The organism is Roseateles sp. GW821-FHT02E12, from assembly GCF_059421665.1.
The window spans coordinates 486336-508994 of the sequence record NZ_JBWKVK010000001.1 but is presented as its reverse complement, the minus strand read 5'-3'; the positions used below and the strand labels follow the sequence as shown (position 1 = coordinate 508994).

Genomic DNA, 22659 nt, shown 5'->3' with positions numbered 1-22659 from the left:
GCCCCGATGGCGGCCTATCTCGTTCGACGCCTGTGGCAGATGATCCCGACCCTGCTGGGCGTCGTGCTGCTGGTGTTCTTCCTGTTCAAGTACTTCGGCAGCGACCCGGCCATCATCCTCGGTGGCCTGAACGCGAGCCCGGAGCAGATCGAATCCATCCGCGAACAGCTCGGCCTGAACAAGCCGGTCTGGGAGCAGCTGTGGATCTTCATCAAGCAGATCGTCACCTTCGACTGGGGCAAGAGCTGGGCGACCAATGAGTCGGTGGCCAACCTTTTCGCCACCCGCCTGCCGGCCACGCTGACGGTGACGGTGCCCATCCTCATCCTCGAGGTGATGCTGGCCATCCCCTTCGCGCTGGCCGTGGCCACCGTGCGCGGCAGCCTGACGGACCGCAGCGTGATGATCTGCACCACGGTGGCCGTTTCCATCTCGCTGCTGGTCTACGTCATCCTGGCGCAGTACATCTTTGCCTTCCGCCTCGGCTGGTTCCCGGTGCAGGGCTGGACGAGCAAGCACTGGACGAACCTGACGACCTACGCGCCGCTGCCGGTGCTGGTGGCGGTGGCTGTCTCGATGGCGCCGCAGATCCGCCTGTACCGCAGCTTCTTCCTCGACGAGATCGGCCACGACTACGTGCGCACCGCGCGCGCCAAGGGCATGACCGAGGGCACCGTGCTGCTCAAGCATGTGCTGCGCAACGCGATGATCCCCATCCTGACCAATGTCTCGGTGCTGCTGCCGGGCGTGCTGGTGGGCAGCTTCCTGATCGAGGTGTTCTTCTCCATCCCGGGCCTCGGCCGCGAGCTGCTGCTGGCCGTCAACCGTGGCGACTACCCGGTCATCCAGGCCTTCGCCATCTACCTGGCCGCGCTGACGATGACGGTCAACCTCGTCGTTGACCTGCTCTACAAGCTGGTCGATCCCCGGGTGGTCCTCAAATGAGCGCCGTGTCCAACTCCTCCGGCGGCGTCTGGGCCGCATCCTGGCGGCGCCTGCGCACCGACCGCGTCGGCGTCGTGTCGATGTGGGTGGTCGGCGCCTTCCTCGTCCTCGTGCTGCTCGCGGCCACCAAGCTGGTCGCGTCCGGCTGGCAGCAGGAGGTCGGCGTGCCCAACGCGCCGCCGACGCTGCTCGGCCCCCAGCCCCAGGAAGACACCGGCACCATTGCCGTGCCCAAGGGCCCCAATGTCGACCTGTCCGACATCGACCCGCTGGCCCCCCGCTACGGCGAATGGGCCGAGCGCGCCAAGGCCTTCAAGACCGACGAGGCGGCCAAGGCCGAGACGCTGCCGCTGGGCGGCGACCGCCTGGGCCGCGATGTGCTGGCCAAGGTCATCAAGGGGGCCGAGGTCTCCATCGTGGTCGGCCTGGCGGCAGCCCTGGTCGCCACGCTGATCGGCACCGTGCTGGGGGCCCTGTCGGGCTTCTTCGGCGGCAAGATCGGCGACTTGCTGGAGTGGGTCTACAACGTCTTCACGGCCATCCCCAGCATCCTGCTGATCTTCGCCTTCGCGGCCATCTTCCCGCGCGGCGTCGGCGCGGTCGTGTCCATCCTGGCGCTGACGGGCTGGACGGGCATCTACCGCCTGATCCGCGCCGAGTTCATGAAGCACCGCGTGCGCGAGTACGTGCGCTCGGCCGAAGCCATCGGCGCCAGCCAGTGGTCGCGCATGTTCAAGCACATCCTGCCCAACGTGTCGCACGTCGCGCTGGTGCAGTTGTCGCTGCACGTCGTCAGCTTCATCAAGAGCGAAGTCATCCTGAGCTACCTCGGCCTGGGCGTCGGCGTCGACCAGGTGAGCTGGGGCACGATGCTGGCCGAGGCGCAGAACGAGATGATCCTGGGCTACTGGTGGCAGCTGGCCGCCGTGACGGCCTGCATGGCCGTGTTCGTCACCGCGTTCGCGCTGTTCACCGATGCGCTGCGCGATGCGCTCGACCCGAAACTGCGAGGCCTGGAGTGACCATGCTGCTCAGCATCCAAGACCTCAAGGTCGCCTTCCGCATGGGCAAGGTCGACGGCGTCATGCAACGCCAGCTGGCCGTCAAGGGCGTCAGCTTCGACGTGCCGGAGAACAGCACCGTCGCCCTGGTCGGCGAGTCGGGTTCGGGCAAGAGCGTGACGGCCATGTCCGTGCTCAACCTGCTGCCCAGCAACGCCGAGCGCGAAGGCCGCATCCTGTTCCAGGGGCGCGATCTGCTGCAGGCCGGCCTGCGCGACCTGCAGGCCATCCGTGGCCGCGACATCGCCTGCGTCTTCCAGGACCCGATGAGCTCGTTGAACCCGGTCTTCAACGTGGCGTCCCAGATCTGCGAGCCGTTGATGAAACACATGGGCATGAGCCGCCGCCAGGCGCTGGTGCGTGCCGAGGAGCTGCTCAACGAGGTCGGCATCCCCGAGCCCAAGCGGCGCCTGAAGGCCTATCCACACGAGATGTCGGGTGGCCAGCAGCAGCGCGTGATGATCGCCGTGGCGCTGGCCTGCAGCCCGAAGCTGCTGATCGCCGACGAGCCCACCACGGCGCTGGACGTGACCATCCAGCGCCAGGTCATGGAGCTGATGGCCAAGCTCAAGCAGACCCACAAGATGAGCCTGCTGTTCATCTCGCACGACCTCGGCGTCGTCGGCGAGATCTCGGACCAGGTCGTCGTCATGCGCCACGGCCAGGTGCGCGAGAACGCGCCGGTCGCGCAGATCTTCAACGATCCGCAGGACGCCTACACCAAGGCCCTGCTGGCCTGCCGGCCGTCGCTGACCGAGAACCCGGCGCGGCTGATGGTCATCGATGACCACATCGCCGGCCGCGGTGCGGGCAACAACGCCGTGGTCAAGGACGACAGCGCGCCCGTCATCATGGAGGTCACCGGCCTGCAGAAGAGCTTCTGGCTCAAGGACGGCCTGTTCGGCAAGCGCGAGTTCAAGGCCGTCAAGGGCGTCAACTTCAAGCTGCGCAAGGGTCACACGCTGGGCGTCGTCGGGGAGTCCGGCTCGGGCAAGACGACGATGGGCCTGACGCTGCTGCGCCTGCATGAGCCCACCGGTGGCCAGGTGCTGTTCGAGGGCCAGGACCTGCTCAAGATGAGCGGCGCCGACTGGCAGCAGATGCGCCGCCGCATCCAGGTCGTGTTCCAGAACCCCTACGCCTCGCTGAACCCGCGCTTCACGATCGGGCAGACGCTGCGCGAGCCGATGGAGATCCATCGCATCGGCGCGAACACCGCCGACCGCGAGGCACGCGCCGTGGCACTGCTGCAGAAGGTGGGCCTGGACGAGTCGGCGATGGGCAAGTATCCGCACGAGTTCTCCGGCGGCCAGCGCCAGCGCATCGCCATCGCGCGCTGCCTGACGCTGCAACCCGAGGTGCTGGTGCTGGACGAGGCGGTGTCGGCGCTGGACGTGTCGGTGCAGGCCCAGGTGCTGAACCTGCTGAAGGACCTGCAGGACGAGTTCGGCCTCAGCTACATCTTCATCAGCCACGACCTGGCCGTCGTTAAGTTCATCTCGGACGAGGTGCTGGTCATGCAGAACGGTGACGTCGTGGAGCAGGCGGCCACGCAGGCCCTGATTGCGGCGCCGCGTGAGGATTACACGCGCCGCCTGTTGGGGGCGGTGCCCCGCGGCTACCAGGGTGCGGTCGCCCGGTCGGTCTAGCCGGGCGATTCTTACGGTTGCGTGCAATTTCAACGGTCTTGGGCGTGGTTACCGCGACAGTTCCTGCGAACCGCGCTGAAATCTCCCGCGCCGGGCGGCACAACCGCCTAACTGTCGACCTGATGCTCCCAACCCTGGCTTCACGATCCACGCTGTGCGCGGTGCTGGCCGCGCTGGCGCTGCTGTGCGCCTGCACCCCTGGCGGGGGCGGCGGCGCCGATGCGCCCGCCGCGGCCGCATCGGCGGCGCTGGATGCAAGCCTGGCGCGCGACCTGGAACGCATCGAGCGTGCGGCCCGCGCCAAGCCGGCCCAGCTTGAACTGGAATTGCGCGCCCGCGGGCAAGGCCTGGCGCCCGGCAGCGCCGCCCAGCTCGACGTGCTGGCCCTGCGCGGCTGGCTGGTGGCCCTGGCGCGGGACCGCGGCTTGAGCGACCAGATCGCCCAGCAGCTGCGCGAGTGGCCTGCCGGCGAGCTGCGCCCGGCCGCGGTCGTGGCCGCCGCCAGCATCAGCGCCGAATACCTGCGCGCCCATGGCGACCTGCGCGAGGCGCGCAAGCAGTTGCTGGCGGTGGACGCAGCGCATCTCAAGGCCGCCGGGCCCGTGTTCCGCTGGCGCTATTACGACCAGCTCGCGTCCATCAGCAGCGACTCCGGCGAACTCGATGCCTCGCTGAACTACGGCCACACGGCCCAGCGCCTGGCCGAGCAGGCGGGCCAGCCCTGGCGCGTCGCGCTGACGCTGGTGGACCTGGCCTTCACGTCCGACCGCGCCGACACGCCGGCGCGTGCCCGCCAGCTCATCAATCAGGCGCTGGCTGAGGCCCAGAAAGACCCCGACCCGATGACGCTGAACCGCGTCTACACGATGCGCGGCATCGTGTACGCCGGCGACAGCGACTCCAGCATCACGCTGCAGGCCAATACCGACGCGCTGGAGCAGGCCACGCGCGCTGGCGCTGACTCCGTGCGCGCGCTGGGCCTGGCCAATTTCGCCGACTACCACCTCCGCCAGGGCCACTGGGCGCGCGCGCTGGAGCTGGCCGAGCAGGCCCTGCCGTTGGCGCGCGCCACGCGCAACATCGGCGCTGAGAGCGTGGCCCGCTCCAACATCGGCCTGGCCAAGATCGCGATGGGCCGTGTGGCCGAGGGCCGCGACGACGTGCGCGCCGGCATCACGCTGGACGAGCAGCAGGGCGCGCTGTCCTATGCCTCCGCGGGCTGGGAGGAGCTGGCCGGCTACCTGGAGAAGGCCGGCGACCTGGCTGGCGCCGTCACGGCCTACCGCGAGCATCGCCGCGTGGGCGAGCGCGTGCTGCGCGACGAGACGCGCAAGCTGCTGCTGGAAGCCCAGGAGCGCCAGGACGCCGAGCAGCGCGCGCGCGACATCGAGCTGCTGAACCGCGACAACGCGCTCAAGGCCGAGCAGGTCCACCAGCGCAACCTGGCGCTGGTGCTGTGGGCCGCGCTGGGCGGCTGCGTGCTCGTGTCGCTGGGCCTGCTCTACCAGTCCTTCCGCCGTGTGCGCCGCACGAATGAGGCGCTCGCGCACAGCAATGCGTCGCTGAAGCGCCAGAGCGAGACCGACCCGCTCACGGGCCTGGCCAACCGCCGCCACTTCCTGGCTGCCATCAAGAGCCTGGCGAGCGCCGAGGGCCTGGCCGCCAGCGTCTTCCTGATCGACATCGACCACTTCAAGCGCATCAACGACAGCTTCGGCCACGCGGCGGGCGACACCGTCCTTATCGACATCGCGGGCCGGCTGCGCCAGGCGGTGCGCGACGACGATCTCATCGTGCGCTGGGGCGGCGAGGAATTCCTCATCGTCGCGCGCAGCCGCGAGGGTATGTTCGCGCCCCAGCTGGCGCAGCGCCTGCTTGACCTCATCGGCGGCAAGCCCGTGTTCCAGGACGGCCGCGACATCCCCATCACCGCCTCCATTGGCTTCGTCAGCCTACCCGTGCCGCCGCATGGGCTGCGCCTGTCGTGGGAGCGCGCCATCGACCTCGTCGACACCGTCATGTACCTGGCCAAGGCCCATGGCCGCAACAAGGCCTACGGCGTCGAGCGCATCGACGCCGAGGACGCACTGGCTGCCGCGCAGATCACGGCACGGCTGGAAGCCGCCTGGAGCGAAGGGCGCGTCGGCCTGCAGGTGCTCACCGGCCCCGGCGCCTTTCGTTCGAGCCAGCCCGGCGAGCTGAGCGACCGTGGGGCCAGCGCATGAGGAAGATGGCGCTCCTTTTGCTGCTGGCGCTGGCCGGTGCCCAGGCGGCGCCCGTGACGGCGCCCGACCCGGTGGCCGAGGACACGCTGCTGGCCAACATCACCCGCCGCGCCTTCGACGACCCCGAGGCCATGCTGGCCGAACTCAAGCAGCGCTGGCCCACCCATGCCGAGCCCGGCCAGCCCCGCGAGGCGGCCTGGCTGATGGCGCGCGGCCGCGTGCTGCTGCACGCGGGCCAGGTTGAAGCCGCCGACGCCGTGGCCGCGCAGCTGATGGCCCGCGAGGACGGCGCGGACCGCAGCTGGCTGCTGCGGGCGCTGGCCCAGGAGCGCGCCGGCAAGTCCGGCGGTGCCTTGGCCGCGCGTGCGCTGGCCGGCCTGGACAAGCGCTGCCCGGTGGGTGACGAGAAGCGCGCCGTGCGCGAGCTGGGCTGCGACTTCCGCAGCGCCTGGGAGGCTCTGCGCCTGCTGCAGCGCGAGCAGTACAACCAGGGGGCCTTCCCCGTCTCCGAGGCCAGTGTCAGGCGCGCACTCGCGCTGGCGCGTGCCGGCGAAGACAAGCACCTGACCGCGCTCAGCCTGGGCATGCTGGCGTCTGCCTTGCAGGCCCAGGACCGGTTGGACGCCGCGCGCGCCGAACTGCGCGCTGCCGAGGTCGAGGCCGCGGGCGATCTCGTTGCCGGTGCGCGCGTGCGCAACTACGAAGCCAGTGTCGAGCGCCGTGCGCGCGACATGCTGGCCTCGCGCAGTGCGGTCGAGGCGGCCCTGCTGCTCGCCGAGCAGGCCGAGGCGCCCCATCTGGCCGCTCAACTGCGCTCCAACCTCGTCGACTCCTACATGCACCTGGGGATGCTGAAGGAGGCGCTCGCCGCCGGCCAGCGCGCCATGCCGGTGCTGCAGCGCTTTGGTGACCGCTTCTACGAACGCAGCCTGCATCACAACCTGGCCGTCGCCTACATCAAGCTGCGCCAGCTGGACCAGGCGCGCCAGGAGCTCGCCAAGGTCAGCGAGTTCGGCACCGACCCGAGCGACCTCGTGCTGCGCGCCCGCGAGCTGCGCGAACTGGCCGACACCTGGGCCGAGGCCGGCCAGCACAAGGAGGCGCTGGCCGCCCTGCACGCCGAGCGTGAACTCAATGCGCGCGCCAACGAGCGCAACCGCGCTTCGGAGCTGGAAGCGCTGGGCCGCAAATACGACAGCGCCGCCAAGCAGCGCGACCTCGACCTGCTGGCCCGCGATGGCCAGCTCAAGGACCAGCAGCTGGAGAACCAGCAGCTCGCGCAGAAGGTGGGCTTCGCCGTCGGCGCGCTGCTGCTGCTGTCCATCGCGCTGGTCGGCGTCACGCTGGTGCGCATGCGCCGCGCCCAGGCGCGCTTGACGGCCAACCAGAGCCTGCTGCGTGCGCAAAGCGAGCGAGACCCGCTGACCGACCTGTCCAACCGCCGCCACTTCCTGGCGGTCATGGACCAGCGCACCCGGGATGCCGACAGCAGCGACCGGGTGGAGGGCTTCCAGGGCGCGCTGATGATGATCGACATCGATCACTTCAAGAACGTCAACGACTGGCATGGCCATGCGGCCGGCGACGCCGTCATCATCGAGATCGCCCGCCGCATCCGCGCGGCGGTGCGCGACACCGACCTCGTCGTGCGCTGGGGCGGCGAGGAGTTCCTCGTCTTCGCGCCCTCGCTGCCCGGCGACGACCTCGCGCTGATGGCCGAGCGCGTCCTGCGCGGCATTGGCAGCCAGCCGGTCGAGACGCCCGAAGGCCCGCTGCGCGTCACGGCCTCCATCGGCTTCGCGAGTTTCCCGCTCGGCGGGGCGTGCGGCCCCGGGCTGCGCCTGCACTGGGAACAGGCTGTCAACTGGGCCGACATGGTGCTCTACAAGGCCAAGGCCGAAGGGCGCAACCGGGGCGTCGGCATCACGGCCGTCGAGGCGCCCAACGCGGATATGCTGGCCGCCCTCCTGCAAGACTTCGATGCTGCCTGCATCAACGGCCAGGTCCAACTCAGACAATTGCCCGGTCCGACATGAGTGTTCTTCTGCAGCGTCGCGGCCTGCTGCTCTGGCTGGCTGCCTCGTCGGCCTCGGCCCAGCCCGGCAATCCGCAGCCCTGGCCCACGCGGCCACTGCGCATCGTGGTGCCCTACGCGGCCGGTGGCGCCAGCGACGTCGCCGCGCGCCTGCTGGCGCCCGAACTGCAGCGCAGCCTGGGCCAGCCCGTGCTCATCGACAACAAGCCCGGCGCCGACGGCAACATCGGCAGCGCCGAGGTCGCCGGCTCGACCGACGGCCACACGCTGTTGATGGGCAGCGTCGGTACCCACGTCATCAACCCGCTGCTGTCGCGCCGCCTGCCCTATGACGCGGTGAAGGATTTCGCGCCGGTCTGCCTGGTCGCGACCGTGCCGCTGGTGCTGGTCATCAATCCCGCCGTGGCCCAGAGCCTGGGCGTGCGCAACGTGAGCGACCTGGTGCACGCCACCACCGCCCAGCCCGGCCGCCTGCACATCGCCTCCGGCGGCAACGGCACACCGACGCATCTGGCCGGGGAGCTCTTCAAGCGCCTGACGCAGACCTACATGCTGCACTTTCCCTACCGCAGCACGGCCTCGGCCCAGCAGGACGTCATCGCCGGCAACATGGACCTGATGTTCGACTCCCTGCCCGGCGCCCTGCCGCAGATCAAGGCCGGCAAGCTGCTGGCCCTGGCCGTCACCAGCGGGCGGCGCAGCCCCAGCCTGCCGGAGCTGCCCACCGTCGAAGAAGCCGGCGGCCCGGCGCTGAAAGGCTACGAAGCCAGCGCCTGGATCGGTCTGTTCGCGCCCAGCGGCCAGCCGGCCGAGCAGCTGGCGCGGCTGCAGCGCGACAGCGTCGCCGCGCTCGCCGGCCCGGCGCTGCGCGAACGCCTCACCAACCGTGGCATGCTCGTGCAAGGCAGCGGCGGCGCAGGGTTTGCCGCCCTCATCGCCGCTGAATCAGCCAAGTGGGCACGCGTGGTGCAGCTGTCTGGCGTCAAGGTGGACCGCTGACCCGTCTATAACGACAGGAGACAGGCATGAGATTCAACCGCCGCCAGGTCACCGCCCTGGCGGGCAGCCTTGCGCTGCCCGCTGCCGCCCAAGGCACCTGGCCGAATCGGCCCATCCGCCTCGTCGTGCCCTTCACGCCCGGCGGCACGACCGACCTGCTGGCGCGCGCGATCGCGCCCGAACTGCAGCAGCGCTTGGGCCAGGCCGTCGTCGTCGACAACAAGCCCGGCGCTGGCGGCAACATCGGCTCGGCCGAGGTCGCTAAGGCCACGGACGGCCACACGCTGCTGATGGGCACGGTCGGCACGCACGCGATCAACGCGGCCCTCTACCCCAAGCTGCCCTACGACCCGGTGAAGGACTTCGCGCCGATCACGCTGGTGGCCGCCGTGCCCAATGTGCTGGTGCTCAACCCTGCCAACGCGGCACGCTATGGCATCCACAACGTGGCCGACCTGATCCGCGTCGCGCGCGCCAACCCGGGCAAGCTCAACATGGCGTCCAGCGGCAACGGCACGTCCATCCACCTCGCCGGCGAGCTGTTCAAGAGCATGACGGGCAGCTTCATGCTGCACTTCCCCTACCGTGGCTCGGGCCCGGCGCTGCTGGACCTCATCGCCGGCAACACGGACCTGATGTTCGACAACCTGCCGTCGGCCTTGCCGCAGATCAAGGCGGGCAAGCTGCTGGCCCTGGCCGTCACGAGCGGCCAGCGCAGCCCCGCCGTGCCCGATCTGCCCACGGTGACCGAGGCCGGTGGCGTGGCGCTGAAGGGCTACGAGGCCAGCTCGTGGTTCGGCCTGCTCGCGCCCAGCAGCCAGCCGCCCGACCAGGTGGCCCGGCTGCAGCGCGAAGCCGCGGCGGCGCTGAACACGGCGGCGCTGCGCGAGCGCATGGCGGGGCAGGGCGCGGTGGCAGGCGGCGGTTCGTCGGCCGAGTTCGCGGCGCTGATCGCCAGCGAAACGGCCAAGTGGGCCAAGGTCGTGAAGGTGTCGGGCGCCAAGGTCGATTGACCCCGGGTTTTCGCGGCCCCGCGAACGGGTGGCCGTGAGAAATGTCACGCAATGGCGTCGCTAGCATCTGCCTTCTTAGCAGGGAGGCTGCATGCAAAAGTTTCTGACCGCCGCGACGTTGGCGATCGTCGCCGCGTTGCCGGCGCAGGCCGCGACCACCGCGTCCATTTCCACCGGCCCGCTGATGCTCGGCCTGACCGACCTCAACGCCGGTGACGGCGTGGCGCCGAGCTTCCAGTGGGGTTCGGACTGGGTCTTCAACTACATCTCGAACGACGCAACGCAGACCGGCTGGCACGTGCAGTCCTTCGGCGGGGGCAGCAATGGCCTGGCGGCCGACTGGGCGCCGCTGCAGGGCGCGTCCCAGGGCGTGCTGAACCAGAGCCTGGTGACGGCAAGCTCGGCGCTGGGCTACGGCCACATGGTGATGCAGGGCGACTCCACGGGCCTGCAGGGCATGCAGGCCGACGTGACGGTGCAGGCCGGCCAGCGGGGCTTGGCGCTGACCTATTTCGACCGCGACTTCACGCTGGGCGCCTACACGCAACTGACCTTCAGCGTCGTGGTCAACGGCATCGCGTCGAACGACGGCTCTGTCGCGCCGTGGGCGCTGCCTTCGGGCATCTCGTCGGTGGACACGCGCGCAGCCGCGTACGGCGGCGTGGCCATGTACGTGGGCGACCTGAACAAGCGCAGCGAGATCGGCGGCATCAACAGCTGGACGGCCGCCACGCCCTTCGAGGTGATCGCCGACGGCGACGTGCTGCGCTTCACGCTGCGGAACAACAGCGCCCTGAGCACGTCCTACCACCTGACCATGCTGACCTCGGTGCAGGCCTTCGAGACGATCGACCCGATCTCGGCCGTGCCTGAACCTGGCAGCTATGCGCTGATGGCTCTGGGCCTGCTCGCCGTGGGCGCCGCAGCCCGCCGCCGCAAGGCCTGAGGCACGCCCGCCCGACGAACCCGCCGCGCTCCGGCGGGTTTTTTGCTTTTCGGGCCGCCGATACTTGCGCGCGATGCTGCACAAACTCCCCGCCACCTGGCGCGACGACCTGATGGCCGGCGCCGTCGTGGCCGTGCTGCTGATCCCGCAGAGCCTGGCCTACGCGATGCTCGCCGGCCTGCCGCCGCAGGTGGGGCTGTACGCCAGCCTGCTGCCGCTGCTGGCCTATGCCGCCTTGGGCTCCAGCCCGGTGCTGGGCCTGGGGCCGGTGGCGGTGCTGGCGCTGATGATCGCCCAGGCGCTGGGCGCGCTGCCCGCGGGTGTGACGGCCACCGAGGGCGCGCTCGTGATGGCCGCCGAGGTCGGTCTCGTGATGGGCGTCGCGGCCCTGCTGAGGCTGGATGCACTGGCTTCGCTGTTATCCGTGCCTGCGCTGCGCGGCTTCGAGAACGGCGCCACGCTGATGATCGCGGCCGGGCAGTTGCCGGTGCTGCTGGGCAGCGCGGCGGCGGGCTTCACCTTGCCGGACCTGATCGCGTCGGCCCCGCAGGGCGGCTTCGGGCCGGCGAGCGCCGCCTGGGGCGGCCTCGCGATCGCGCTGCTGCTGCTGTCGCGCCGCACCGGCCCGCGGCTGCTGGCGCGCCTGGCACCCTTGCTGCTGCTGGTGGCCGCGATGGCGGTGTCGGCGTTCACGCCAGCGGCGCGCAGCGTGGCCCAGGTGGGCGCACTGCCGGGGCTGGCCTTGCCACTGGGCCTGCCGCTGCTCGACGTTGCGCTGTGGCTGCAGCTGCTGCCGGCCGCGGCGCTGGTGGCGCTGATGGGTTTCGTGTCCAGCCTGGCCGTTTCCGAGTCGCTGGCGCAGCGGCGCGGCGAGAAGCTGCTGCCGGCGGCCGAGCTGCGTGGCCTGGCGGCGGCCAACCTGGTGGCGTCGCTGAGCGGTGGCATGCCGGTGGCGGGCAGCTTCTCGCGCAGCATCCTGCTGCACGAGGCCGGGTCGCGCAGCCGCTGGAGCCTGGTCTTCGTCGCTGTCTTCATGTTCCTGGCCATGCTGCTGCTGGCCGAACCGCTGGCCCATCTGCCCAAGCCTGTGCTGGCGGCGACCATCGTCGTGGCGGTGCTGGGCGGCTTCTCGCTGCGGCCTTACCGCGAGGCCTGGCGCTACGCGCGGGAGGAGGGGCTGTTGATGCTGGCCGTCACGGCCGCGGTGCTGCTGTGGAGCGTGGCGGCGGCGCTGGCCATCGGTGTCGTCGGCTCCATCGCGCTGCTGATCCAGCGCACGGCCCAGCCCCACGTGGCCCGCATCGGCCGCGTGCCGGGCACCCAGCACTACCGCAACATCGAGCGCTATGCCGTCGAGTGCCGGCCCGAGGTGGTGGGGCTGCGCGTCGACGAGAGCCTGGTGTTCACGAACGCGCGGGGCCTGAGCGACGCCGTGCTGGCCCATGTGCGCGAGCACCGCGAGCACGTCGGCATGCCGGAGCGGGTGCTGATGCTGATGGCGCCCGTCAACCACATCGACGTGTCCGGCCTCACGGCCCTGCAGGAGCTGCACGCGGCGCTGGCGGTCGAGGGGCTGCGGCTGGAGTTCTCGGAGGTGAAGGGCCCCGTGCTGGACAAACTCAAGGCCGTGGGCTGGCTGGAGCGCTACGACGTGTCGCTCTACCTCAGCCACCACGAGGGCATCCAGGCCGGCGAACATGCCCTGAGGCCGAGTCTGGCCGACATGGACGCGCCTGGGCAGCTGTAGCCCTTCTCTGCTACCGTCTCGGCCCAATTAGCGGTCTGCGGACGCCATGAATGACAAAGAGACATTGCTCGGCATCCGCCGCGGCATCGAAAAGGAAAGCCTGCGCGCACTGCCGGGGGGCGGCCTTGCGCTGACGCCGCATCCCGTCGCGCTCGGTGCGGCGTTGACGCACCCACACATCACGACCGACTACAGCGAGTCCCAGCTCGAGCTCATCACCGGCGTGCATGCCGGCGTCGAGGACTGCCTGCAGGAGCTGACCGAGGTCCATCAGGCCGTCTACCGCGCGCTGGCCGACGAGCGGCTGTGGGTGGGCTCCATGCCCTGCGGCCTGCCGGCCGACGAGACCATCCCCATCGGCCGTTACGGCAGCAGCAACGTCGGCCGCGCCAAGAGTGTCTACCGCATGGGCCTGGGCCAGCGCTATGGCCGGCGCATGCAGACCATCTCGGGCATCCACTACAACTGGTCGCTGCCGGGCGTGGGTACCGACGCCTACCTGGGCGCCATCCGCAACTTCCGCCGCGAGGGCTGGCTGCTGCTGTATCTGTTTGGTGCCAGCCCGGCGCTGTGCAGCAGCTTCGTCGCCGGCCGCGACCACGGCCTGCAGCGCCTGTCCGGCCACACCCTCTACCTGCCGCACGCCACCTCGCTGCGCATGGGGCGGCTGGGCTACCAAAGCGACGCGCAGGCCAGCATCGCCGTCAGCTACAACTGCCTGGAGAGCTACGCGGCCTCCCTGCAGGAAGCGCTGAGCCGGCCCTATCCCGGCTACGAAGCCATCGGCGTGCAGACGCCCGGCGGCGACTACAACCAGCTCTCCACCAGCCTGCTGCAGATCGAGAACGAGTTCTACAGCACCATCCGCGCCAAGCGCGTGATCCGCTCCGGCGAGCGGCCCCTGCATGCGTTGCGCGAGCGCGGGGTCGAATACATCGAAGTGCGGCTGATGGACCTCGATCCTTTCGAGCCGGTGGGCATCGGCGCCGACACCATCCGCGTGCTCGACGCCTTCCTGCTGCACTGCCTGAACAGCGACAGCCCCGACGACACGCCCGACGAGATCGCCGCGAACGCGCGCAACCAGCACAGCGTTGCCGCCCGTGGCCGCGAGCCCGGGCTGGTGCTGGAGCACTGGCGCGGTGGCGAGCGCGGCCTGGCCGACTGGGCGGCCGAGATCCTGGCCGCCTGTGCGGTGCATGCCGAAGCGCTGGACGTGGCCCATGGCGGCAATGCCTACCGTTCGGCTTTGAAGCGCGTGGCCGAGCGGCTGCAGCGGCCTGAGCTGTGTCCGTCTGCCCGGGTGCTGGCCGTGATGCACCAGGACTTCGACGACAGCTTTGTCGGCTTCATCCGGCGCCAGAGCGACGCGACGCGTGCGGCCCTGCTGGCCATGCCCTTCCCGGAGGCGCTGCAGCGCCGGTTCGAGAAGCTGGCGGCAGAGTCGCTGGCCGAGCAGGCGCGCATCGAGGCGGCCGACACGATGGACTTCGAGGCGTTCCGGCGCCACTACGTCGCGCCGGAACGCATGGCCGTCTAAAAAACCGGCCTCGCGCCACCCTGGGTGGCGCGGACGGGCCTCACGGCGTGGGACCGAATGGCCCCCGGCGCCGTAGCGCCGAGCGGCTCGCCTTGCGAGACGCATGCCGTGTGACCGACAAAAAAAGACCCGGTCAGCGGGCTGCCGGGTCGTGAAGCCCTCTGGGTAGAGGGCGTCGTTGGGATGAATTCACTTTAGGCCGCTGGCCAGCGACGTGGTGGGCAATATTTACGGCGCACTGCCGATAATCCCCAACATGTCGATCCCAGTGCACCCCAACGCCGAAGCCCTGTCCGAAGCCGATCTGGAGCGCCTGCAGGCGTTGCTGGACGCCTTGCCCGCGCCGCTGGAGCCGCTGGACGTCAGCATGGCCGATGGCTACCTCTGCGGCGTGCTGCTGCAGCCTGAAGCCGTGCCGCTGGAGCGCTGGCTGCCGCCGCTGCTCGACAGCGAAGGCCGGCCACTGCCGCCGCGCATCAGCGACGAGCTGATTGCGCTGCTGCGCCGCCGCCACAAGGAACTCAACCTCGCCATCATCGGCCGCCAGTGGTTCGACCCCTGGGTGTTCGAACTGGACGAGGACGCCAGCCCGAGCGAGACGGTGCTGCCCTGGGTGGCCGGCTTTGCGCATGCCTTGGATGCCCATCCGGCGCTGATGAAGCTGCCCGAGGAACCGATGCTGGAGCCGCTGGCCGCGATCTACCTGCACCTGGATCCGGACGATCTCGAGGACGCCGACACGCTGCTGGAAGAGATCGAGGCGCTGGAGCCGCCGGCGGACCTGGAGGCAGCTGTCGAGGGCCTGGTCAGCGCGGTGCTGATGCTGGCCGACGTGTCCCGCCCCCTCAAGCCCCAGCCGGCGCAAAAATCCGGCGGGCGTGCAGGCCCAGGCCGGTCGCGACCGAGGCAAACCGGTCGCCGGTGACCCGCGCCGCGTTCGGGAAGCCGGCAGCCATGCCGTCCACCAGCAGGCGCAGGCCCGTCGAGCCGCCGGTGAAATAGAGGGCGTCGATCTGCTCGGCCTTCAGGCCGGCCAGGGCGACAGTCTCGTGGGCCGTGGAGATGATGCGGTCGAGGTCGGCCCGCAGCGCGTCTACCGCCGTCTTCTCGCTCAAGGGCAGCACGAGGCCGGGCTCCACATGGCTCAGGTCCACCGTCGTGTCGGCGCCGCCGGAGACGGCGATCTTGGCGCCTTCGGCGCGCGCGGCCAGTTCGTGGCCCAGGCGCTCCTCCAGCACCGTCATCAGCCGCGCGTGCTGGCGCACGTCGCTGAACCAGCTCTTCATGCCGCGCCATTCGGCCACGCGCAGTGGCGCGTAGCAGGTGTTGATGAGGTGCCAGGTGGCCAGGTCGAAGTAGATGCCGCTGGGCAGCTCGCGGCCAGGTTGTCCAGGCTTCGACGGACCGGTTGAGCGGTAGCCGAATTCCTGCAGCAGGCCTGCGAGCTCGATGTGGCGGTCGAAGTCGGTGCCGGCGATGTGGATGCCGTGGCTGGCGAGGATGTCGTCGCGGCGCGCCAGGCGCTGCACGCGCTCGGGGCCGACGCGCACGATGGAGAAGTCGCTCGTGCCGCCGCCGATGTCGGCCACCAGCACGATCTGCTCGCCCTTTCCTTCACGGATGGCCTGCTGCTCGAAGTCGAAAGCCGCGGCGATGGGCTCGTACTGGAACTGCACCTCCTTGAAGCCGACTGCACGGGCGCAGGCCGCCAACTGGGCCTGGGCGGCCGCGTCGCGCTCGGGCTCGCCGTCGACGAAGAACACCGGCCGGCCGAGCACGGCCCGCTCCGGCTCGCCGGCCAGGCGGCGCAGCCGCTTCAGGTAGCCGGCGACGATGTCTGAATACTTGGCGCCACGGCCACCCCCCACGTCGGTGGTCTGCTCGATGAGCGGCGAGCCGAGGATGCTTTTCATCGACCGCATCAGCCGGCCGTCGTGACCCTCCACGTAGGCGGCCACGGCGGCGCGACCAAAGGCGCGCGGCGGCCCGTCGGCGTCGTGGGTGCCCTCGGTGAAATAGAAAACTGCGGTGGGCATCGTGCGCTGGCCGGGTTCCAGCTCGACGAGATGCGTCTCGCCGGCGGCGGTGCCGGCGTCAGGTACCGCCACGGCTGAATTCGACGTGCCGAAGTCAATCGCGCAATAAGGGGGAGGGGCATTCATTCGAATTACCGGCCCTGGGGGGCCAGTCCTGACAAGTCCTGAGAAGGGGCGCGGATTCTAGGAACACAATCCGCGCCGACAAGGAGACCCCATGAAATCGCGCCGTGCCCTCGCCCTGATCATGCTCGCCGTTTTGGCGGCCTGCGGCCAACGCTCAGAGCAGGATCTGCTCGCCGCCGCGCAAAAGCGCATCGAGCAAAAAGATGTCGGCGGTGCCGTCATCGAGCTGAAGAACCTGCTGCAGCACAACCCCGAGAGCGCCAAGGGCCGGCACATGCTGGGCAAGGCGCTGCTGGATACCGGCGATATGGCGGGTGCCGAGATCGAGCTGCGCCGCGCCTGGGAGCTGGGTGCGCCGCGCGACGAGCTGGCGCCGCTGTTGGCCCAGGCGCTGCTGAACTCGGGCCAGTCGCGCAAGGTGATCGGCGAGTTCAGCGACCAGAGCCTGGCCGATCCGTCAGCCATGTCGACGCTGCAGCAGCATCTGGCCATGGCCTTCCTGGCCCAGGGCAACGTGACCGAAGCCAAGGCGGCGGCCGTGCGGGCGCTGCAGCTCAAGCCAGATTCGGAAGATGCCGTCGTCGTCAGCGCGCGTACCAAGCTGGCCGGTGGCTTCCCCGACGAGGCGCTCGGCGCGCTGGACGGGCTGCTGCTGAAGAACCCCAAGGCCGTCAAGGCGCTGCAGCTCAAGGCCGAGGTGCTGCTGTCGCGCGGCAAGCTGGAGGAGGCCGAGCCGCTGCTGCGGGAAGTCGTCGCCCTGGACCCGAATTCCTACGACGCGCGCTCCCTGCTGCTGCGCCTGGCCTTCGGCAACCAGAAGCTCGACGTTGCCACCAAGCTCATCGACGACATGCCACCGGCCCTGGCCAAGAAGCCCCAGGGCCGCTTCCTGCAGGCCCAGCTGGCGCTGGCCAAGGGTGATGCCGCCAAGGCGCGCGAGCTGGCCTTGCCGCTGCTCAAGCTGATGCCCAATTTCCTGCCGCTGCTGCGCCTGGCCTCGGGCGCCCACCAGCAGCTTGGCGAGCTGGCCGACGCGGAGAACCTGCTCAACCAGGCCCTCAAGCTCGCCCCCGAAGACCTGGCGCTGCGCCGCCAGTTCGCCGGCTTGCAACTGCAGCGCCGCGCGCCGGCCAAGACGCTGGAGACGCTGCGCCCCGTGCTGGAGTCGGCCAAGGCCGACGTCGAGTCCCTGCTGCTGGCCGGCAAGGCCCAGCTGATGCAGGGTAATTTCGAAGCGGCCGACCAGGCCTTCAGCGCGGCCGCCAAGCTGCGCCCCGACGATGCCAAGACCGGCGCCGCGCTCGCGCTGTCGGCCATTGCGCGCGACAGCGCTGCGCCCGGTGGCGCCAGTCGTGCCAAGGCCGATGCGGCTATCGGCCAGCTGCGCGACATCGCCGCCAAGGACAGCGGCAGCAACTACGACCTGATGCTGATCAATTCGCTGCTGCGCCGCAACGAGCTGCCCGCTGCGCTGGCCGCCATCGACAAGCTCGCACCCAAGATGCAGGGCAGCCCGGTGCCGGAAGGGCTGCGCGGCCGCATCCATCTGGTCCGCAAGGACAACGCCGCCGCCCAGGCGTCTTTTGAAGCGGCGCTGAAGGCCGATGCCGGCTATCTGCCGGCCGTGCTGGGGCTGGTCGCGCTGGACGTGATGGGTGGGCGTGGCGAGGCCGCTGTGAAGCGCCTGGAAGGCTTCGTCACCAGCCAGCCGCACTCGCCGCAGGCCCGCCTTGCGTTGGCCGAGCTGCTGGCGCAGACCGGCGCGCCCGCCGATCGCATCACCGACGTGCTGGCCGCCGGCGTGCGCGAGGAGCCGACCGACGCTGGCCTGCGCATGGCCTTGATCGACCACTATTCGCGCCTGGGCAACGTGGCCAAGGCGGCCCAGTCCGCGCAGGAGGCCTCGGTGGCCTTGCCGCTCAACCCGGACCTGCTGGAGCGCCTGGCGCGCACCCAGCTGGCGTCGGGCGACAAGTCCCAGGCGGCCAAGACCTATTCGCGCCTGACCTCGCTGGCGCCCACGCGTGCCTCGGGCTGGATGGGCTTGGGCCAGCTGCGCTTTGTGGAAAAGGACTTCGTTGGCGCCGAGCGTGAGGTCAAGCGCGCGCTGGAGGCCGAACCGGGCTCGGTGGTCGCGCAACGCCTGCTGATCCAGCTCGCCCTGCGCCAGGGCCGCACCGAGGAGGGCCTAGCCGCGCTGCACGAGCGCCAGAAGAAGTATCCGCAGGAGGCCTATGCGCTGATCGCCGAGGCCGAGGTGGAGGCCAACCGCCAACACCCCGACATCGCCCTCGCTTCGCTGCGCAAGGCCGCCGCACTGCGCGACCCGGCCGACGCGGCGCCGCGCCTGTTCACGCTGCTGCTGGCCCTCAAGAAGCGTGACGAGGCGCTGGCCTTCGAAACGCAGTGGCAGACAACCCATCCGCAGGACACGACCTTCGCCGGTGCCGTGGCTGACGTGCTGCTGTCTCGCGGCGACTTCGAGGCCGCGCTGACGCGCTACGAAGTGCTGCTCAAGCGCAGCCCCGATGCGCTGCCCATCCTGAACAACGTGGCCTGGCTGCGCAGCAGGTTTGGCAAGCCCGGCGCGCGTGAGCTGGCCGAGCGGGGTCTCAAGCTCAACCCCGATTACGCGGCCCTGCGCGACACCTATGCCACCGTGCTGGCCAACGAGAAGGAATTCGGCAAGGCCATCAACCAGTTGCGCCAGCTCGTCAGCGACCAGCCCGACCAGCCGGCCTTTCGTTTCAATCTCGCCGAGATCCTGATCCAGTCGGGCGACAAGGCGGCCGCCAAGGTCGAGCTGGAAGGCCTGGCCAAGCTGGGGCCGAAGCTGCCGCAGCAGGCGCAGGTGCAGGCGCTGCTGAAGACGCTCTGATTCCGGCCCGCTTGGCGATGTGCATGCCGGTCAATCCGGTAGGCGCATCGCCAACCCCTTGGGGCCAGGGGCCTCAAACCTGGCCATAAAACCCGAAGGCCATGTCCGGCCGGCGCCCGGCGATGAGCTCGGCCATCGCGTGGCCCGAACCGGCGCCATGCGTCCAGCCCAGGGTGCCGTGGCCGGCGTTGATCCACAGGTTGCGCGCCTTCTTGCTGCGGCCGATGTAGGGGATGTTGGTCGGCGTGCTGGGGCGCAGGCCGGTCCAGTAGTTGGGCTCGCTGGTGTCGGCCACGCCAGGGAAGAGTTCCTCGTAGCGCTTCACCAGCGCGGCGCAGCGCACCTTGGCCGTCGGTGAGTCCAGGTTGAGGTCGAAGCCCGACAGCTCGGCCGTGCCGGCGATGCGGATGTGGTCGCCCAGGCGCGAGATGGCGATCTTGCGGGTGTCGTCCAGCAGGCTGACGACGCTGGCGGCCTCGGGCTTCTTCAGGCGCAGCGTGGCCGAGTAGCCCTTGGCGGGGTAGATGTTGAGGTGCTCGCCGAGCGGCTTCACCAGCGCGGGCGTGTAGGAGCCCATGGCCGCGATGAAGGCATCCGCCTTCACCGTCTTGCGCTCGCCGCTGCGCGTGTGGGCGATCTGCACGGCCTCGATGCCGTCGCCGCCCTTTTGCAGGCCGAGGATGTCGTGCTCGTACAGGAACTGTGCGCCGCGCTCGGCACACAGCCGGGCCAGCTTCTGCGTGAAGACCATGGCGTCGCCGCTCTCGTCGCTGGGCGTGAAGGTGCCGCCGAAGATGCGGCTGCCGAAGCTGGCCAGCGCCGGCTCGACCTTCAGCACCTCCTCGCGCCCCAGCACACGGCGGTCCACGCCGTGGCGGCGCATGATCTCGGCGCCGGCCGCGCCGTTGTCGAAGTCGGCCTGGCTGGAGAAGAAGTGCAGGATGCCGCGCTCCAGGCGGTCGTACTCGATGCCGGTGCGCGCGACGAGCTCCTTCAGCGAGGCGTGCGAGTAGCGGCCCAGCTGCACCAGCTCCTCGACATTGCGTTCGAAGGCCGCGGTCGTGCACTGCATCAGGAAGGCCAGGCCCCAGCGCCACTGGTTGGGGTCCAGGCTGGGGCGGAACAGCAGCGGCGAGTCGTCGCGCAGCAGCCACTTCGCCACCTTGAAGGGCGCGCCGGCATTGGCCCAGGGCTCGCAGAAGCTGACCGAGATCTGCGCGCCGTTGGCGAAGCTGGTCTCCAGAGCCGCATCGGCCTGGCGGTCGACGACGATGACCTCATGCCCCTCGTCGAGCAGGTACCAGGCAGTGGCAATGCCGATGATGCCGGCGCCGAGAACGACGATCTTCATGGCGATCCTTTGGTGTTCTTAGAGGGGTTGGAGGAGGAGTTGTAAACCCAGGCCGGTCATCAGCAAAGCGACGAGGGCATCGACGACCCGCCAGGTGTTGGGGCTGCGCAGCTTGGGCGCCGCAGCCGCCGCGCCAAAACCGAGCAGGCCGAACCACATTGCCGACGCGAGGCCGGCGCCGGCCGCGAAGGCCGCGCGCAGCTCGGGCGGCTGGCGGGCGCCCAGGCCTCCCAACAGCACGACGGTGTCCAGGTAGACGTGCGGGTTCAGGTAGGTGAAGGCAAAGGCGGCCGACAGCGTCGCGCCGAGGCCGGCGGCTTTGTCGGCGGCGTCCAGCCCCGCGGCCGGCCGCCAGGCGCGCCGGGCAGCGAGCAGGGCATAGCCGAGCAGGAAGGCCGCGCCGCCGAAGCGGAAGGCTTCCAGCAGCAGGGGTTGGCCCTGGATGAGCGCCCCAAGGCCGAACACGCCCAGCGCGATCAACAGCCAGTCCGACAGCGTGCACACGGCGACGACGGCGCCCACATGCTCGCGCCTCAGTCCCTGGCGCAGCACCAGGGCGTTCTGGGCGCCGATGGCCAGGATCAGCCCGGCACCCATGGCCCAGCCCTGTGCGAAAACGGCGGGCGCTTGGGCATGGGCCAGGATGGAAGCGGGCATCGGCGGATTCTCCGCAGTCGCTCCTGATTCAAGAAGTGGCATTCATATTCTTCGCCATACATTAGCGTTGCTTATGAACGAGTTCGATCCCGCTGCGCTGGACTGCCTGGCCGCCCTGGCTGACGAGCAGGGTTTCGAGCGCGCCGCCCAGCGGCTCTCCATCACGCAGAGCGCTGTCTCCCAGCGGCTGCGAGCGCTGGAGACGCAGGTGGGCCAGCCGCTTGTTGTTCGCTCGCGGCCGCTGCGCCTCACCGAGGCCGGCAAGGTGCTGTTGCGCTTTGCCCGCCAACTGCAGGCGCTGCGGGTGGATGTGGCCCGCGAACTGGGTGAGCGTGTGGCGCCGCAGTCGCGCCTGGCCATCGCCGTCAACGCTGACAGCCTGGCCACCTGGGTGCTGCCGGCGTTGGACGGCCTGGTGCAGCAGGGCCTGCGCGAGGGCTATGGGCTGGAACTGGTCGTCGATGACCAGGACTTCACCCATGACAGCCTGCGCCAGGGCGCCGTGCTGGGTTGCGTATCCACCGTGGCCGAGGCCCTGCAGGGCTGCCGCGTGCAGCCGCTGGGAGTCATGCGCTACGTGGCGGTGGCCAGCCCGGGATTCCTGGCGGCCCAGTTGCCCGAGGGTCTGCATGCGGGCAACTTTGCCGATGCGCCCTTCCTCGTCTTCAATCGCAAGGACGACAGCCAGTCGCAATGGGTGTCACAGGCCTTCGGCGTGCGCGCGCCGCGGCTGCGCGAGCGCTTCGTACCGTCCAGCGAGGCCTATGTGCGCGCCGCAGCCATGGGCTGGGGTGTCGGCGTAGCGCCTGAGATCCAGGTTCGTTCGTTCGTGGAGGCTGGCCAGCTGGTCGTCTTGAAGCCCGACATCGGCGTCGATGTGGCCCTTTACTGGCACCAGTGGCAACTGCAGGGCCGCGACGCCCTGCTGAACCGGATCGGCCAAGCCCTGGCAGACGGCGCCAGACAGGCCCTGGGCTGATCAGCGGGTGGCCGTGACGGGTGCCGATGCGGCAGCCGCCGCCGGGACGACCTGGGCGACCAGCAGGCTGGGACCGCTTTGCTCGGGATGAATGGCGTGCGCCATCCACAGCGTACTGGTCAGCACGACGGCAATCAGGCCGCTGGCGACCCATTTCAACAGTTCTGAACTCATGCAGGAGCCGGGGGGGCTTGGAGAGTGGCGCAGCTTAAGCGCCGGACTGCCGGACCCTATCCTCAGCTCTAGGGAGTGGGGGAAAGGAATTGCAAAACAGCAACGCCCCCTCGAAATGAGGGGGCGCCGGCCGGAGAGCCCCGTCACCACTGGGAAAAACAGGCCTTGCGCCCGTGCGGTAGTGCCAGTAGAGGCAATATTTACTCACAGATGAGGGGTTCGCTTGTCACATGAATCCCGCACACTGTGTCCACAGCGCCGATGTGGTTGTTGGCGCTGTCAAGCAAAGAGGTTGGTT

General features: G+C 69.8%; 17 protein-coding genes. 13 read left to right on the top strand and 4 right to left on the bottom strand.

What is annotated here, in order from left to right; genetic code table 11:
- The first annotated feature begins 6 nt into the window (after positions 1–6).
- From AC07V5_RS02365 to AC07V5_RS02315, 11 genes are all read left to right on the top strand, one after another.
- A complete protein-coding gene (locus tag AC07V5_RS02365) occupies positions 7–945 on the top strand; it encodes an ABC transporter permease (RefSeq protein WP_495113911.1) in 939 nt (312 codons plus the stop codon).
- The gene (locus AC07V5_RS02360) at positions 942–1967 is read left to right on the top strand and encodes an ABC transporter permease (RefSeq protein ID WP_495113909.1); all 1026 of its coding nucleotides are present in this window, start codon (positions 942–944) and stop codon (positions 1965–1967) included. The genes AC07V5_RS02365 and AC07V5_RS02360 overlap by 4 nt, the downstream gene beginning before the upstream one ends.
- 2 nt (positions 1968–1969) lie before the next feature.
- Positions 1970–3655, top strand: coding sequence for an ABC transporter ATP-binding protein (locus AC07V5_RS02355; protein WP_495113907.1), 1686 nt, complete (start codon positions 1970–1972; stop codon positions 3653–3655).
- Between the two features lie 122 nt (positions 3656–3777).
- On the top strand, positions 3778–5880 hold the full coding sequence (locus tag AC07V5_RS02350) for a GGDEF domain-containing protein (protein ID WP_495113905.1): 2103 nt from the start codon (positions 3778–3780) through the stop codon (positions 5878–5880).
- Positions 5881–5885: 5 nt separating this feature from the next.
- Complete coding sequence (locus AC07V5_RS02345; protein ID WP_495113903.1) at positions 5886–7916, top strand: GGDEF domain-containing protein; 2031 nt, start codon at positions 5886–5888, stop codon at positions 7914–7916.
- Complete coding sequence (locus tag AC07V5_RS02340; RefSeq protein WP_495113901.1) at positions 7913–8914, top strand: Bug family tripartite tricarboxylate transporter substrate binding protein; 1002 nt, start codon at positions 7913–7915, stop codon at positions 8912–8914. Before AC07V5_RS02345 ends, AC07V5_RS02340 begins: the two co-directional genes overlap by 4 nt.
- A 26-nt stretch (positions 8915–8940) precedes the next feature.
- Positions 8941–9927 (top strand): Bug family tripartite tricarboxylate transporter substrate binding protein, encoded by a 987-nt coding sequence (locus tag AC07V5_RS02335; RefSeq protein WP_495113899.1) that lies wholly within the window; start codon positions 8941–8943, stop codon positions 9925–9927.
- Between the two features lie 91 nt (positions 9928–10018).
- Positions 10019–10873, top strand: a complete 855-nt coding sequence (locus tag AC07V5_RS02330) for a PEP-CTERM sorting domain-containing protein (RefSeq protein WP_495113897.1) — start codon at positions 10019–10021, stop codon at positions 10871–10873.
- A 73-nt stretch (positions 10874–10946) separates the two neighbouring features.
- Positions 10947–12620 (top strand): SulP family inorganic anion transporter, encoded by a 1674-nt coding sequence (locus AC07V5_RS02325; RefSeq protein WP_495113895.1) that lies wholly within the window; start codon positions 10947–10949, stop codon positions 12618–12620.
- 46 nt (positions 12621–12666) lie between these two features.
- On the top strand, positions 12667–14160 hold the full coding sequence (gene gshA, locus AC07V5_RS02320; protein ID WP_495113893.1) for a glutamate--cysteine ligase: 1494 nt from the start codon (positions 12667–12669) through the stop codon (positions 14158–14160).
- A 256-nt stretch (positions 14161–14416) separates the two neighbouring features.
- Positions 14417–15085, top strand: coding sequence for a YecA/YgfB family protein (locus AC07V5_RS02315; protein ID WP_495113891.1), 669 nt, complete (start codon positions 14417–14419; stop codon positions 15083–15085).
- Here the strand turns inward: AC07V5_RS02315 and AC07V5_RS02310 are convergent.
- Positions 15006–16322 carry an Hsp70 family protein gene (locus AC07V5_RS02310; RefSeq protein WP_495113889.1) on the bottom strand — a complete coding sequence of 439 codons (1317 nt, stop codon included), beginning with the start codon at positions 16320–16322 and terminating at the stop codon, positions 15006–15008. The two genes, AC07V5_RS02315 and AC07V5_RS02310, sit on opposite strands and share 80 nt — an antisense overlap.
- A 91-nt stretch (positions 16323–16413) precedes the next feature.
- On the opposite strand from AC07V5_RS02310, the gene prsT reads away from it, so the two are divergent.
- Entirely contained in the window at positions 16414–19200 is a 2787-nt protein-coding gene (gene prsT / locus AC07V5_RS02305; RefSeq protein WP_495113887.1) for an XrtA/PEP-CTERM system TPR-repeat protein PrsT, read from the top strand.
- A gap of 73 nt (positions 19201–19273) precedes the next feature.
- Here prsT and AC07V5_RS02300 read toward each other — a convergent pair whose 3' ends face one another.
- Positions 19274–20551, bottom strand: coding sequence for a D-amino acid dehydrogenase (locus AC07V5_RS02300; RefSeq protein WP_495113885.1), 1278 nt, complete (start codon positions 20549–20551; stop codon positions 19274–19276).
- Between the two features lie 18 nt (positions 20552–20569).
- The gene (locus tag AC07V5_RS02295; protein ID WP_495113883.1) at positions 20570–21208 is read right to left on the bottom strand and encodes a LysE/ArgO family amino acid transporter; all 639 of its coding nucleotides are present in this window, start codon (positions 21206–21208) and stop codon (positions 20570–20572) included.
- Between the two features lie 73 nt (positions 21209–21281).
- On the opposite strand from AC07V5_RS02295, the gene AC07V5_RS02290 reads away from it, so the two are divergent.
- Complete coding sequence (locus tag AC07V5_RS02290; protein ID WP_495113882.1) at positions 21282–22187, top strand: LysR family transcriptional regulator ArgP; 906 nt, start codon at positions 21282–21284, stop codon at positions 22185–22187.
- Here AC07V5_RS02290 and AC07V5_RS02285 read toward each other — a convergent pair whose 3' ends face one another.
- A complete protein-coding gene (locus AC07V5_RS02285) occupies positions 22188–22361 on the bottom strand; it encodes a hypothetical protein (protein WP_495113880.1) in 174 nt (57 codons plus the stop codon).
- Positions 22362–22659 lie beyond the last annotated feature (298 nt).